Annotated in this window: 10 protein-coding genes; 8 read left to right on the plus strand and 2 right to left on the minus strand. The window is 45.6% G+C overall.

Annotated elements, in window-relative coordinates; genetic code table 11:
- Nucleotides 1-70 precede the first annotated feature (70 nt).
- Nucleotides 71-1,825, minus strand: a complete 1,755-nt coding sequence (locus QUA77_RS07590) for a DUF3352 domain-containing protein (protein ID WP_333449738.1) — start codon at nt 1,823-1,825, stop codon at nt 71-73.
- A gap of 115 nt (nt 1,826-1,940) precedes the next feature.
- Here QUA77_RS07590 and QUA77_RS07595 point away from each other — a divergent pair, with 115 nt between their 5' ends.
- Nucleotides 1,941-2,567: a Uma2 family endonuclease gene (locus QUA77_RS07595; RefSeq protein ID WP_333449739.1), complete on the plus strand. Its 627-nt coding sequence runs from the start codon at nt 1,941-1,943 to the stop codon at nt 2,565-2,567.
- A 9-nt stretch (nt 2,568-2,576) separates the two neighbouring features.
- On the opposite strand, the gene QUA77_RS07600 is transcribed toward QUA77_RS07595, so the two are convergent.
- Nucleotides 2,577-3,182 carry a pentapeptide repeat-containing protein gene (locus QUA77_RS07600; protein WP_333449740.1) on the minus strand — a complete coding sequence of 202 codons (606 nt, stop codon included), beginning with the start codon at nt 3,180-3,182 and terminating at the stop codon, nt 2,577-2,579.
- A 142-nt stretch (nt 3,183-3,324) separates the two neighbouring features.
- Here QUA77_RS07600 and purL point away from each other — a divergent pair, with 142 nt between their 5' ends.
- The 7 genes from purL (at nt 3,325) to QUA77_RS07635 (ending at nt 14,884) form a co-directional block, all read left to right on the plus strand.
- On the plus strand, nt 3,325-5,886 hold the full coding sequence (gene purL / locus QUA77_RS07605; RefSeq protein ID WP_333449741.1) for a phosphoribosylformylglycinamidine synthase subunit PurL: 2,562 nt from the start codon (nt 3,325-3,327) through the stop codon (nt 5,884-5,886).
- 228 nt (nt 5,887-6,114) lie between these two features.
- Nucleotides 6,115-7,845 (plus strand): bifunctional serine/threonine-protein kinase/formylglycine-generating enzyme family protein, encoded by a 1,731-nt coding sequence (locus tag QUA77_RS07610; protein ID WP_333449742.1) that lies wholly within the window; start codon nt 6,115-6,117, stop codon nt 7,843-7,845.
- A gap of 238 nt (nt 7,846-8,083) precedes the next feature.
- Complete coding sequence (locus QUA77_RS07615) at nt 8,084-10,120, plus strand: bifunctional serine/threonine-protein kinase/formylglycine-generating enzyme family protein (RefSeq protein ID WP_333449743.1); 2,037 nt, start codon at nt 8,084-8,086, stop codon at nt 10,118-10,120.
- Nucleotides 10,121-10,336: 216 nt separating this feature from the next.
- On the plus strand, nt 10,337-10,585 hold the full coding sequence (locus QUA77_RS07620; protein ID WP_333449744.1) for a type II toxin-antitoxin system ParD family antitoxin: 249 nt from the start codon (nt 10,337-10,339) through the stop codon (nt 10,583-10,585).
- Complete coding sequence (locus tag QUA77_RS07625; protein WP_333436166.1) at nt 10,582-10,908, plus strand: type II toxin-antitoxin system RelE/ParE family toxin; 327 nt, start codon at nt 10,582-10,584, stop codon at nt 10,906-10,908. Before QUA77_RS07620 ends, QUA77_RS07625 begins: the two co-directional genes overlap by 4 nt.
- Before the next feature lie 693 nt (nt 10,909-11,601).
- The gene (gene purF / locus QUA77_RS07630) at nt 11,602-13,068 is read left to right on the plus strand and encodes an amidophosphoribosyltransferase (protein ID WP_333449745.1); all 1,467 of its coding nucleotides are present in this window, start codon (nt 11,602-11,604) and stop codon (nt 13,066-13,068) included.
- 730 nt (nt 13,069-13,798) lie between these two features.
- Nucleotides 13,799-14,884 carry a DUF3474 domain-containing protein gene (locus tag QUA77_RS07635; RefSeq protein ID WP_333449746.1) on the plus strand — a complete coding sequence of 362 codons (1,086 nt, stop codon included), beginning with the start codon at nt 13,799-13,801 and terminating at the stop codon, nt 14,882-14,884.
- The last annotated feature ends 179 nt before the right edge of the window (nt 14,885-15,063 follow it).

The following is a 15,063-nucleotide window of genomic DNA, read 5'->3' on the forward strand; positions in this document are numbered from 1 at the left end:
CTTCCTTCTTCCTTCTATCCTTTACATCCGTTACATCCCGTACATTGCTCGTTGCCGAACTTCCTTCTGACTAATTCAGCCGCATAAATATAGTAGCTTTGCGAATTCCTGTTATTTCTCCCGTACTGGTGACAGTGAGCGATCGCAAGTGATCGAACAATGGTCTTGCCGAAAGTTCAATTAACCTCAACAGCGGGATTTGTTTTTCCCAAATTGCCCTGCTGGAGGGCCAGTCTAAATAAAAATAGCCGTCGTTAGATGGCGGTAGCGGTTCAATGCTGGTTTGAAAATCTTGATTGGCAACTAAAGAGCCTGTTTCTGCTGCCTCTAGTGCTGCGTCCATTGCTTCTACTGAGGTGGTGAAAATTTCGTATTTGCCGACGGTGGCTCGGACTCCTTTTGCCTCAGTTTCGATCGCACTTTTTCTCTTATTTTCTATTCCATAATTTGGGTTCGTTGTCAACTGCGTCCAAGCGGTAATTTTCTGGTTTCTGAGAGTGAAGCTGCCGATGCTGTATTCTTTGCTGCGGGCAATTTCATCGAGTTTGTCGATCGCCTTTTTGGAATCGGGAGATGTTTCGGCGGCAAAAATCCAATCGGCACTATTTGACGAATTCGGAAGCACTGCTAAAGCGTATTCTCCTTGTACCCAGTCAAATATATCCTGGGGCAGGTTGACGCCCCAAACTTGCTGAATATCTGCGAGAGTGCGATCGACTAAATTTGAGACTTCTGCATTAGTGGAAACCGCAGATGACAAATCAGCCCAAAAATTCCTTAAATCGGTGCTGGCGACCGCGAAAGGACTGGCTGAGGGAATGTATTGCAAGGCTTGCACAGGTTCGGAGAGTGTTGGAGAAGCTGTGTTTTCTCGCGATGTCACTAAAGCAGTTTGAGCCAGCAATCCCCGTCGGTTGACTCCGACAGCAACTGCGAGGGAATTAAGAGAAACTTGGGGATTTTGCTCGGTTGCTGATTGCGGGAGATTGACAAATGCTAAAGCGATTCTGCCTTGAGTTAGCTGCTGCAAAGCTTTTTGATATTCCGGGGTAGTGTTGAGATTTAGGTTTGCTGATTCAACGTTATTAATTGCATCTCGAATCACAATCGGGGTATTGGAAAATAAAACAAAACTTTGGTTATTCCCAGAATTTAAATTACCGACGATGGCTGCTGTTGCGAAGCTGGATGGCAACTTTGAAGTCGGCAGAGAAAACGGGTTAAAAGGCGAAAGTGAAGCAGATTTTTTCTGGGCTCTTGCTGCTTGTTTATAATTAATTCTCACGCCTTTATATATTTCCGACTGCACTGTTTTATCGCCACGAGATTGTTGGCGCCAGTAGGAGTCGAGAAATTGTTGGCTGCGATCGACATTTTGGGAGGAAACGGCCAGCAAAAACCCGGCTTGTTGGCCGTTGCTGCTGTCGCCATCGAAATCTGGCTTTGTGAGGGCGAGGGTAATTTCGTCACCTATCCAAGGTTGGATATCTCGACTGTAATCCAGGCCCGTATTGGCGAGGAAACTATTTTTGATTTGCTCAAATTCTGCGTGCGATCGACTTCTTTCTTCGGGAGTGGCAAAAACTTGTCGCAATGCTTCGAGGCGATCGGGATTTACCAGCATTGATGCTAACAAAGGTGCTTGTTTCGAGACAAACACAGCCGCAGCCGGAGTAGTTGTCGGCCCGCCAGCGAGCAAATTCAGGGGAGTTTGAGTTGTCAGCCAGTAAAAACCACCGGCACTCAAGCCTAAGAGTGCCAAGACGCCAGCAATGAGGAAAGAAAAGAACGATCGCAGCTTCATACAACAAGGACTAATGACCACAGTCTATTATTAACTAGAGTAGCGCATGACCGTAGCTGTCGGCAGATACTTTTTGTGGTGTTCGCAAAAAAAAAGGATAAACTAAAATATTCTCAAACTATAAAATCCAAGTAAAATGCTAACAATATCAACGTCCGCCGAACAGCGAGTTTTACTGCCAAATATCAGTTGGCATTTATATGAAAGCCTGCTAGCGGAACTGGGCAACAAACGTTCCACCAGAATTGCTTATCATCAAGGTCAATTAGAAATTATGGTGCCGCTACCGGAACATGAAAATCGCAACAGGCTGATCGATCGATTAATTGTAACTCTCATAGAAGAACTCAATCTGGAGTACAACCCCTTTGGATCGATGACTATTAAGAAACGCAAAAAAGCAGCCGGAAAAGAACCAGATTCCTGCTATTATATCCAAAATGAAGCACTGGTCAGAGGGAAAACCGAATTAGACTTTGCTCAAGATCCGCCGCCAGATTTAGCACTGGAAATTGATATTACCAGCAGTTCCTTAAATCAATTCGATTTATATGCAGATTTAGGCGTACCAGAAATTTGGCGGTACGACGGACGAAGTATCAAGTTTTATCAATTGCAAAATGGCGAATATGCCGAGTGCATTTTTTCCCGGGCTTTCCCAATGCTACCGACTGCAAAAGTTGACGAATTTATCGATCGCACTCAAACTACAGGCGCAACCGCAGCCGTGCGAGAATTCCGGGAATGGGTAAAAAATCAGTAATTGTGCAGTCTACCACGGCACTCCTCGCGCATCGGAAAAATCGGCATCTAGAACCGCCCCCGGATCGAATACAGCATCAGTTAAATCAGCTTTTCTAAACGACGTTATCGACAATTTTTCTATTTGTTCAACAGCGATAAAAAATCCGATCGCAGTTAACCCAAGAATTACCCCAGAAACCAAAAATAAGACAATTCCCCTGATGGTATCTCCGCCCAAAAATGTCACAATACCGCTAGCCCCGATCGCAGCAGCAGCCCCAGCCACAGCCCCCGCCACAATTCCCGCCTCGCCCCGAGTCGCAGCAATCGCCGTAGCAGCCGTTCCGGCCACCGCCACAGCCCCCGCATCCGCCCCGGCTATCAGTCCAGTCAAAGCCCCAGCCGCCGTCACTGTCACCGCTGTCACCCCAGCCCTAGCAATCAAATTTCTCACCCGCCTGCGGCTTTGTCCGGTTCTGACACCCTGAAAATTTGCCCCCCTCAAAATCGCCCCGGTGAAATTGCAGCCTCGAATGTCGCAACCGCTGAAATTCGCCCCTGACAAGTCAAGCCCTTTAAAAGAACGGTTCCGCAAGTTTTGGTTGGCAAAATTGAGATTTCGAGGTTGAGTCATTCGATTTTAGATTTTAGATTTTAGATTTTAGATTTTAGGTTAGCAACCCAAAGACCTAGGATTATAGATTTTAGATTATAGATTTTAGATTAACCAAGCACAGGGCATTTAGAATAAAGCCTGTGGTTTATAACGAGTTTCCATGTCTCCCATCTCCGAATCCCCATTTTCCCCCGAACAAATTGCCGGTGAAAGACTCACACCTGAAGAATATGAAGAAATCGTTCAGCGTCTAGGTCGCCATCCTAATAAAGCTGAATTGGGAATGTTCGGCGTTATGTGGAGCGAACACTGCTGTTACAAAAATTCGCGGCCGCTATTAAAACAGTTTCCCACAGAGGGCGATCGAATTCTCGTCGGGCCTGGAGAAAATGCCGGCGTCGTAGACTTGGGATACGGCTTGCAACTCGCCTTCAAAATTGAATCCCACAACCACCCGTCAGCAGTCGAACCTTTCCAAGGTGCAGCAACCGGTGTCGGGGGGATTCTCCGCGATATCTTCACAATGGGAGCTCGTCCGATCGCACTTTTGAATTCCCTGCGTTTCGGCAACTTAGACGATGCTAAAACTCAGAGATTGTTCAAAGGCGTAGTATCGGGAATTTCTCATTATGGAAATTGTATCGGAGTACCCACAGTTGGCGGCGAAGTTTACTTCGATCCTGCTTATTCCGGCAACCCATTAGTTAACGTCATGGCCTTGGGTTTAATGGAAACTCAAGAAATCGTCAAATCCGGGGCATCCGGTATCGGAAATCCAGTGCTTTACGTCGGTTCAACTACCGGGCGAGATGGCATGGGAGGAGCAAGTTTTGCCAGTGCCGAATTGACAGACAAATCAATGGACGATCGCCCCGCAGTCCAAGTAGGAGATCCATTTTTAGAAAAATCCTTAATTGAAGCTTGTTTAGAAGCATTCAAAACCGGTGCAGTCGTCGCCGCCCAAGATATGGGTGCTGCAGGAATCACCTGTTCGACATCAGAAATGGCAGCCAAAGGCGGCGTCGGCATTGAATTCGATTTAGACAAAGTTCCCGTTCGAGAAAGCGGCATGATTCCTTACGAATACCTGCTTTCGGAATCCCAAGAACGGATGTTGTTTGTGGCCCAAAAAGGACGGGAACAGGAATTAATCGATATTTTCCACCGCTGGGGATTGCACGCGGTAGTAGCGGGAACAGTCATCGAAGAGCCGATCGTCCGAATTCTATTTAAAGGCGAAATCGCTGCCGAAATTACCGCCACTGCTTTGGCAGATAACACGCCAATTTATCACCGAGAACTGTTGACAGAGCCGCCCGAATATGCTAAAAAAGCATGGGAATGGACGGCGGATTCCCTGCCACAATCCACAGTTAAAGGTATCGAAATTAACGGCAATTTCCAAACTTGGAATCAGATTTTGCTGACGCTTTTAGATACTCCCACCATCGCTTCTAAACGCTGGGTTTATCGCCAATACGATCATCAAGTGCAAAACAATACTGTTGTTTTACCGGGAGGCGCTGATGCTGCGGTTGTCAGATTGCGTCCGCTAGAACCCTGCCAATCTTCCCTTGCTGAAGGGCTAGAAGTACACCCCCTTGCTAAGGGGGATCTACTGAGAGAAAATGCTGTTTCTCTAGCTTCCGAAAGCAAACAGGAAGAAGAAGTAATTCCTCTATTTAAAAAGGCACAAGGTAGGGAAACTCCAAAAGTTTCTCCCCCGCTTAGCAAGGAGGAAGCGCCCCTGGGGATTATTCCCGGAGTTGCTGCAACGGTTGATTGCAATTCTCGTTATGTTTATCTCGATCCTTATGAAGGTGCCAAAGCAGTCGTAGCGGAAGCAGCGAGAAATTTAAGTTGTGTGGGTGCTGAACCTCTGGCAGTTACTGATAATTTGAATTTTGGTAGTCCCGAAAAGCCGATCGGATATTGGCAGTTAGCCTCAGCTTGTCGCGGAATTGCTGATGCTTGTCGGGAGTTGGGAACGCCTGTGACTGGCGGGAATGTTTCTCTTTACAATGAAACTGTTGATGCTGAGGGAAATCCTCAACCAATTTATCCGACTCCGGTAATCGGAATGGTGGGGTTAATTCCCGATTTGAAGAAGATTTCTGGCCAAGCTTGGCTAAAGAAAGGTGATTTAATTTATGTGCTGGGAATTGGTGAATCATCCCAAAACTCAGAACTTTCATCTGAAAGCTCAAAAATCGAAACTTCTCCTACTTTGGGAGGTTCGGAATATTTAGCGGCAATTCACGGGATTGTAGCTGGGAAACCGCCAAGGATAGATTTTGAGTTGGAAAGAAAAGTGCAATCGGTTTGTCGTGATGGAATTCGGCAAGGTTGGGTAGGTTCTGCCCATGATTGTGCGGAAGGTGGAATTGCGATCGCCCTCGCGGAATGCTGTATCTCTGCTAAAATGGGCGCGGAAATTCATTTCAGTTGTAATTCGGCAAATGTCAGCCGCTGGGATGAAATTTTGTTTGGTGAAATGGGCAACTGCATTGTAGTTTCAGTCGCACCGAAAAATCAAGAAATTTGGGAAGCTTACCTGCAAGAACATTTGACAAAAATGTGGCAGAAAATAGGTTTAGTTTGCTGTGCTGAATCACCTTTGCGGGTTGTGAGTGCTGACAATCAAGTGTTAATTGAGGTTTCGATGGGTGATATGGGCGATCGATTCTATAATGCGATCGAGCGTCGGATTGCATCTGTTTGACAACATGAAGTTTCGATCCTCCTAAATCCCCCTTAAAAAGGGGAGTAGGGGCTGACTTTGAATACTCTTGTCCCCCCCTTCTTAAGGGGGGCTAGGGGGGATCTCCGGGTTTAAAACACACCCTAGAGCCCCAACTTCTTACAAAATTCACGATTCTTAGAAAAACCTATAACAGAAGTCGGGGTTCTGAGACACTATACAATATAAACAATATCATTCCTCAAATAAATGATTTGCTGTATCAATCCCGACTGCCCCAATCCTCAAAACCCCGACGGGCAAACATATTGCATCAGTTGTGGCCTTGAACTCGTACCCATCCTGCGAAATCGTTTCCGCATGATCAAACTCCTCGGTCAAGGTGGCTTCGGTCGAACCTATTTAGCAGAAGATATTGATAGACTAAATCAACCCTGTGTCGTTAAACAATTAGCACCCGATGTCCAGGGAACTTGGGCGATAAGCAAAGCGGTAGAATTATTTCAGCAAGAAGCTAGACAACTGCAACAGCTAGGACAACATCCCCAAATTCCATCACTAGATGCCTACTTTGAAGACAACAAATATTTGTATCTCGTACAGCAGTTTGTTGATGGGGATAATTTGTTGACGCTTTTCTATAATCAGGGAATTTGGCAAGAAAACCAAGTTAAGCAACTATTACTCGAACTTCTACCTGTTCTCAAGTTTATTCACGAACAAAAAATCATTCACCGAGATATCAAGCCTGAGAATATTATGCGCCGTCATAGCGATGGTTTGTTCATGCTCATTGATTTCGGAGTTTCCAAACAGTTGTCGGGAACAGTGATGTCGAGACCGGGAACGAAAATTGGTTCGGATGCTTATGCACCCATTGAACAAATGAAAGGGGGTGAAGCTTATCCAGCCAGCGATTTGTTTAGCTTGGGGGTGACGGCTTTTCATCTAATGACGGGGGTACATCCTTCTGATTTGTTGCTAGAAAAAGGTTATAATTGGACTGGAAATTGGCAGCAACATTTGAAGAGTCCCATAGACAAGGAATTGGAATTGATTTTATCTAAGTTGTTGGCAAAAAATATCCAGCAGCGCTATCAATCAGCAGAGGAAGTTTTAATAGATTTTCAACGTCAGTCAACGCCAAATTTTATAGAGACTTTAAAAAAGTTTGACTTTGACACGGTGACAGTTGATGTGCGGGGTAATATAACTAGCCATCAACACCGTCAAGCACAATTTTTTAGGGAAAATTTAGGTAGCGGTGCAACCTTAGACATGGTAGCAATTCCTGGTGGCCGTTTCGTGATGGGTTCTCCCAATACGGAAGCAAGGCGAAGTAACAATGAAGGGCCGCAGCGTACTGTTAATATCTATCCTTTTTTTATGGGTAAATATCCCATTACTCAAGAACAGTGGGAAGTAGTGATGGGGAATAACCCTTCTGATATCAAAGGTTTGAAACGTCCTGTAGAACAAGTAAGCTGGAATAATGCTCTGGAATTCTGCCAGAAAATTTCTCAAAAAACCGGCAAGATTTATCGCTTACCTTCGGAAGCCGAATGGGAATATGCTTGTCGCGCCGGAACTACAACGCCTTTCTATTTTGGCGAAACAATTACCCCAAATTTAGTTAATTATGATGGCAATTATCCCTACGGTTCTGCGCCGAAGGGACTTTACCGCAAACAAACAACGGATGTGGGGAGTTTTCCGCCGAATCCGTTTGGTTTGTATGATATGCACGGGAATGTTTGGGAATGGTGCAGCGATAAATGGCATGGTAATTATAACGGCGCACCGACTGATGGAAGTTCTTGGGAAACTGGAACAGATAATAACCGAGTGCTGCGTGCTGGTGCCTGGAACTGCAATACGGTCTATTGCCGTAGTGCCTATCGTGGCAGGAATTGGGCGGTCCATCGCAGCAGGCACCTCGGTTTTCGCGTGGTGGTAAGGTCGGTTTCTTCCTCGTCCTAGTTTCCGCGTAGTAGTGGTAGGGTGCGTCGCATCAAAAATCTGTAAGGAAGATCGACAATTTCACAGCGACGCACCACACAATAGTAAGGTGCGTCGCATTAAAAATCTGCAAATTGCCTAGAAAATTTCACAGCGACGCACCCTACAAATTAGGCTAATTTTTTCAATCTCCCTATCAATCGTCGATTCAATCGCCCAGTCAATCTATACAATATAAACAATATCATTCCTAAAATAAATGATTTGCTGTATCAATCCAGACTGCCCCAACCCTCAGAACCCCGACGGGCAAACATATTGTATCAGTTGTGGCCTTCAACTCGTACCCATCCTGCGAAATCGTTTCCGCATGATCAAACTCCTCGGTCAAGGTGGCTTCGGTCGAACCTATTTAGCAGAAGATATTGATAGACTAAATCAACCCTGTGTCGTTAAACAATTAGCACCCGATGTCCAGGGAACTTGGGCGATTAACAAAGCGGTAGAATTATTTCAGCTAGAAGCTAGACAACTGCAACAGCTAGGACAACATCCGCAAATTCCATCCCTAGATGCCTACTTTGAAGACAACAAATATTTGTATCTCGTACAGCAGTTTGTGGATGGGGATAATTTGTTGACGCTTTTCCAAAATCAGGGAATTTGGCAAGAAAGCCAAGTTAAGCAACTATTACTCGAACTTCTACCTGTTCTAAAATTTGTTCACGAACAAAAAATTGTTCACCGAGATATCAAGCCAGAGAATATTATGCGCCGTCGCAGCGACGGTGTGTTAATGCTGATTGATTTCGGAGTTTCCAAACAGTTGTCGGGAACAGTGATATCAAGACGGGGAACGCAAATTGGTTCGCATGGTTATGCACCGCTTGAACAAATGCAAGGGGGTGAAGCTTATGCAGCAAGCGATTTGTTCAGTTTGGGGGCGACGGCTTTTCATCTACTGACGGGGGTACATCCTTATGGTTTGTGGACGGAATACGGTTATAGCTGGACTGGAAATTGGCAGCAACATTTGAAAAGTCCCATAGACAAGGGATTGGAAGTGATTTTATCTAAGTTGTTGGCAAAAGATATCCAGCAGCGCTATCAATCAGCAGATGAAGTTTTAAAAGATTTTCAAAGTCAGTCAATACCAACTCCCGCACCGATACTAAATCCCACAATTCCTGTGATTCCACAACACTCTTTGCCGTTACAAACTAACACAACAAGGCGAGGTTTATTGCAATTAGCGGGTTTTGCTGGGGGAGGATTTGCCTTAGCCCTGCTGAGTCAAAGTTTGTTGAACAACAAATCTTCTTCAACTTCACCAAATCTTCCACCTTCATCCAAAAATGAGCAGCCATCTCCTAAGTCATCATCTCAAAAATCATCTCCTAAAACTACAGCTAAAAAATCATCGCCAAAACCATCTCCACAATCTGTAGCAGAAAGTCCATCGCCAAAACCATCTCCAAAACCATCTCCAAAACCCGCACCAGAAACTCCAAAACCTCAGCCATTTTCCAATGCTTTAAAAAGCTTTACTTTTGAAACCGTGACAGTCAACTCTACGGGGCAAATCGCCAACCGCCGTCAAGGAAAAGCACAGGCTTTTAGAGAAAATATTGGGAATGGTATTAGTCTAGACATGGTAGCAATTCCTGGCGGCAGTTTCGTGATGGGTTCCCCCGATACGGAAGCCGGACGAAGTAGCTATGAAGGGCCGCAGCGTACCCTGAATATGCCTGCTTTTTTTATGGGTAAATATGAGATAACTCAAGAACAATACCAAGCGGTGATGGGAAATAACCCTTCTGAGTTCAAAGGTGCGAAACTTCCTGTCGAAAAAGTAAGCTGGAATGACGCTGTGGAATTCTGCAAGCGGCTTTCTAAAAAAACAGGCAAGACTTATCGCTTACCTTCACAAGCGGAATGGGAATATGCTTGTCGCGCCGGAACTAAAACACCTTTCTATTTTGGTGAAACAATTACCCCGGATTTAGTTAATTATAATGGCAATAATCCCTACGCAGGGGCATCGAAGGGACTTTACCGCAAACAAACAACTGAGGTCGGGAATTTTTCACCCAATGCTTTTGGACTTTATGATATGCACGGAAATGTTTGGGAATGGTGCAGTCATCTCGACAACGATCAAAGCGATCGCCGGGTGCGGTGTGGCGGTTCCTGGAAGGACTCTGCGGTGAATTGTCGCAGTGCGTATCGTCTTAGCAATTTGGCGGGCGATCGTTACTCGGACATCGGTTTTCGCGTGGCTTTGGTTTCCGTGTAGTCTCCCGCGAGGATTTTTCTTTTAAGGCTTGGCGGTTTCAACCTGGTTTATAAATATAGTTCTGGACGCATCAAAACCAAAGAAACCGGGTTTTTTGCGGTTTCTGCGGTCTGTAGCGCGTCTTCTGGGCAAAAAAACCCGGTTTCTGGCTACCCGTGCATAAGTCCTATAATAGTTAAAATAGGCCAAGGTCACACATCAGGAAGGATAAAAAATATGACCCTCAATCTTCCTCTTCCCGATTCAATTGAAAATTTTATTAACGAACAAGTGGCAATCGGAGGCTACAGTAATGCAGCGGAATACATCTTGCACCTAATACGCCAAGAACAAGCAAGATCCGCGCGGGTTGAGTCGTTATTGTTGGCTGGTTTGGATAGTGGCAATTCTATAGAGATTACCGATGATTGGTGGGAGCAAAAACGCGCTCAGTTGGTGCAGAAACTTGACCCACAGCAGCAATGACTAAACGGATTGTCATTACACCAAGAGCAAGTCAAGATTTAGACGAAAATTTTGCTTATATTGCTCAAAATAATCTTGATGCTGCATTGCGTTTTTTTGATGCAGCACGTCAGACATTTGCGAGATTGGCTCAAATGTCGGGAATGGGTCGCCTGTATCCGGTTCAAAATCCACGGTTGGAGGGTTTGCGAAGATTGTCAGTTAGGGGTTTTGAGAATTATCTGATTTTCTATTTGTCTTTCGATGACTGTATTGAGGTGGTGCGAATTCTACACGCAGCGAGAGATTTAGAGGAAGTTTTGTCAGGAGATGAAGCTGATTGACTTTGTAGAGAAAATTTTTCAGGCTGCCAAATCTCCATCCCACGGTTCACTCCTGTCGGTATTACTTAATACTCGATCGCGCCAAAATTGACCTTACATGGCCGCACAGATTCCCATGATGATATAGTAGGTCAATCCCCTGAAAAAGTCAAGAGCGATCGCCCTTAAATTCTAATATTTCAAAAAGCCAGTCAAGCAATTTTATAATTTATTTGCCATTGCACGATCGCCTATTTCTTCGTTCCCCTCTACTGGGACGAGAGTTTGACTCTTAAGCGATTTCAAGAGACTGTTGGCGAATTTAAAAATGGTTTTACCCCTCACCCCTAAAAATAGTGCCTCTGGACTAAATATTTAATTAACCATATAGCTATTAACTCGCCAAAGCGAACCCAAATGCTGCATTCCAGATGTGAGGGTTAACACCATTGGCGAATTCGCCAACAGTATTTTTCTATCACCGAATCCCTCGCCCACGATTAATCAAGGTTAATATAGGATTTGGGGGCGATCGATACTACAATGCCATTAAACGCCGCATCGCTTCGGTCTGAAATGCTACACAATTTGGAAATAATGACAGATCCGTGGCAAGATTAAGGGAATGTTAAGTTATGCGACGCCTTCGCAAACAAGATTTCCCGCTGAAACTGTCCCCCTAACCCACCTTCCCCATTAGGAACCCACCCATCTATGATTCCCAACCATTCCTTCGCGGCTGACGAGCATTCTAGCAAACCCGACAAGCCCGAGGAAGCTTGTGGCGTTTTCGGTATCTACGCACCGGGTGAAGATGTCGCCAAGTTGACCTACTTCGGTTTGTATGCCTTGCAGCACCGGGGTCAGGAATCAGCAGGAATTGCCACCTTTGACGGTGAAAAAGTCCACCTGCACAAAGATATGGGACTGGTTTCCCAAGTCTTCAACGAATCGAGTTTAGGTCACTTGCCCGGTAACTTAGCCGTAGGCCACACTCGCTACTCTACTACCGGCTCGTCGCGCGTGGTCAACGCTCAGCCTGTGGTTGTCGAAACTCGTTTGGGAAGTCTGGCATTAGCACATAATGGGAATCTTGTCAATACAAAAGAATTGCGGGAAGAATTGCTGTCTCGGAAGTGCGAATTTGTCAGCACGACGGATTCAGAGGCGATCGCAGTGGCGATCGGTTCCGAGGTAGACAAGGGCAAAGACTGGCTGGAAGCAGCGATCAGTGCGTTTGCTATGTGCCAAGGAGCCTTTAGTTTGACGATCGCCACCCCCAAAGGCGTGATGGGAGTCCGCGACCCCCAAGGGGTCCGCCCGCTGGTAATTGGCATCCTCCCCACAACTCCGGTACGATACGTTTTAGCATCGGAAACTTGTGGTTTGGATATTATCGGTGCTGAATTTTTGCGGGACGTAGAACCCGGGGAATTAGTTTGGATTACAGAGCAAGGTATGGCTTCCTTCCACTGGAGTCAGCAGCAGAAGCGCAAACTTTGTATCTTTGAAATGATCTATTTTGCTCGACCCGACAGCCAGATGGAAGGTGAAAGTTTGTACAGCTACCGACTGCGGATCGGGCGTTTGTTGGCAGCAGAATCTCCGGCTGATGCTGATATAGTCATAGGCGTTCCCGATTCTGGAATCCCGGCGGCGATCGGCTTTTCTCAAGCTTCCGGCATTCCTTACGCCGAAGGATTGATTAAAAATCGCTACGTCGGGCGCACTTTTATTCAACCGACTCAGACAATGCGAGAGTCAGGAATCCGCATGAAACTCAACCCTCTCAAAGATGTGTTGGAAGGAAAGCGAGTAATTATTATCGATGATTCGATCGTGCGCGGCACAACCAGTCGCAAAATCGTCAAAGCCTTGCGGGATGCGGGCGCAACGGCAGTTCACATGAGAATTTCTTCGCCGCCGGTGACACATCCTTGTTTCTACGGGATCGACACCGACAATCAAGATCAGTTGATTGCTGCTACTAAGTCAGTCGCAGAAATCGGCGTCCAAATTGGGGTAGATTCTTTGGCTTTCTTGAGTTGGGATGGAATGCTGAAGGCGACTAACGAAGACCCGATGAGTTTTTGTTCGGCCTGTTTCACGGGTGATTATCCGATCGACGTTCCAGAAGTGGTAAAACGGTCTAAGCTCATATTAGAAAAAGCTGGAACCTAGAAAATCCAAAAGTGGGAAAGCGATCGCCCGTCACTTTCCGCAATTTAGGGATTTTTAAGTTTTTCTGGTAAGTCATTGCCAGAATGTGTGTAGAAATGTTACATTAACTTAGCTTTAGCAATTCTTGCAGAATTGGTGAACTGTAGTGAACAGTCGCTTGGCTAGAACTTGTGTGAAACCGAACCCTCGGATTGGAGATTGGAGATTGGAGATTTGAGATTTGTGCTTGAATCTAAAATCGCCAATCTAAAATCGGTGGTTTTTCCCTACACTCTCGTTCACAATTCCTGCTCGAAACGCTGTATGCTACCTGCAGACTGGAGGTAGTTCCTCCAGATGTCCACTCTCAGATGGAAGTCGCATTTCGCACCAACAACGGGCACATGAGATTTTTTCAGATAACAGGGTCGATCGCACTAATTTTTCCCACACAAGTATTCCACAAGCCAACTTGCTTGAGAATCGCGGACGGGCTAATCCTGCGAACTAAAGAACTTTAGAAACCCTTGCAGAGTAAAAATATGGCTCCTTGCAGGTTGAATGTTACCTCACCTGCATAGGCATACAGCCCCCCGACTCCTGTCCGGGAGAGCCAAAGAATTTAGATCTTAGTTTAAGCCCCCAGATTCATCTGTGGAGTGAATCTAAAATCTAAAATCTAAAATCTAAAATCGATTGACTGTTACAAGGCGGAATGCGGTTTCTCAAGTCAGCTTAAATCGGAAACTTCGTGCAATCAAATACTGTTCTCAATCCCGCGAGCAATCAAGGCTCATCCTCTCGTACAGCAGAGTTACCTTTTACTCTTCAAGATATCAAGGCAGCCATTCCAGCCCACTGTTTTGAACCCTCGGCATGGAGATCTCTGGCTTATTTCTTTTTAGATCTTGGAATTATCGCAGGTTTGTATGCGATCGCCTACACCGTCGATTCCTGGCTTTTTTACCCAATCTTTTGGTTGATGCAGGGAACCATGTTTTGGGCATTGTTTGTAGTGGGCCACGACTGCGGACACGGTTCATTTTCTAAGAGCAAATGGCTCAACAACCTGATCGGACACCTCTCCCACGCTCCAATTCTCGTACCCTTCCACGGTTGGCGGATTAGTCACAGAACCCACCACGCAAATACAGGCAGCTTAGATAACGATGAAAGCTGGTATCCGGTATCGGAGAGCAAATACAATCAAATGCCTTGGTACGAAAAGCTAGGACGCTTTTATTTAATGTTATTTGCCTATCCAATTTATCTATTTCGCCGATCGCCCGATCGGGCAGGTTCTCACTTCATGCCCGGTAGCCCGATTTTCCGTCCGTCCGAAAAATGGGATGTGTTGACGAGTTCCGCATCCTTGGTACTGATGGTAGGCTTTTTAGGCGCGCTAACATATCAGTTTGGTTGGCTGTTTTTACTCAAGTTCTACTTGGTTCCCTATGTAGTGTTCGTGATGTGGCTGGATTTGGTAACATTCCTGCACCACACAGAAGCGGACATTCCTTGGTATCGCGGTAAAGATTGGTCTTTCTTGAAAGGTGCATTGTCTACGATCGATCGCGACTACGGAATCATCAATTCCATCCATCACGATATCGGCACCCACGTAGCCCACCACATTTTCTCGACCATGCCGCACTATCACTTGAAGGAAGCAACGGAAGCCATCAAGCCAGTGTTGGGCGATTATTATCGCAAGTCAACCGAGCCAATTTGGAAGAGCTTTATTCGCTCTTACTGGGATTGTCATTTTGTCTCGGATACAGGTTCGGGAGTTTACTACGAATCACCTAACAGTCGGCGATCGGCTGAAGTTAAGTAGCTTAAATAAACAATAGAATACGCAAAAACCCGGCTTTTTAAAGAAACCGGGTTTTTCATTATTTTTGGGCGTGTTTCATTAGATGTTCCACATCTGGAGGGGTAACAAGCGGCCCCAAACCCAGAGTGGGTAAAAATGCAGCCGAATTATAGTAAAAAAAGATAGGGAGTCAAATCGTT

The organism is Microcoleus sp. K5-D4, from assembly GCF_036704575.1.
Taxonomy (GTDB): Bacteria; Cyanobacteriota; Cyanobacteriia; order Cyanobacteriales; family Microcoleaceae; genus Microcoleus.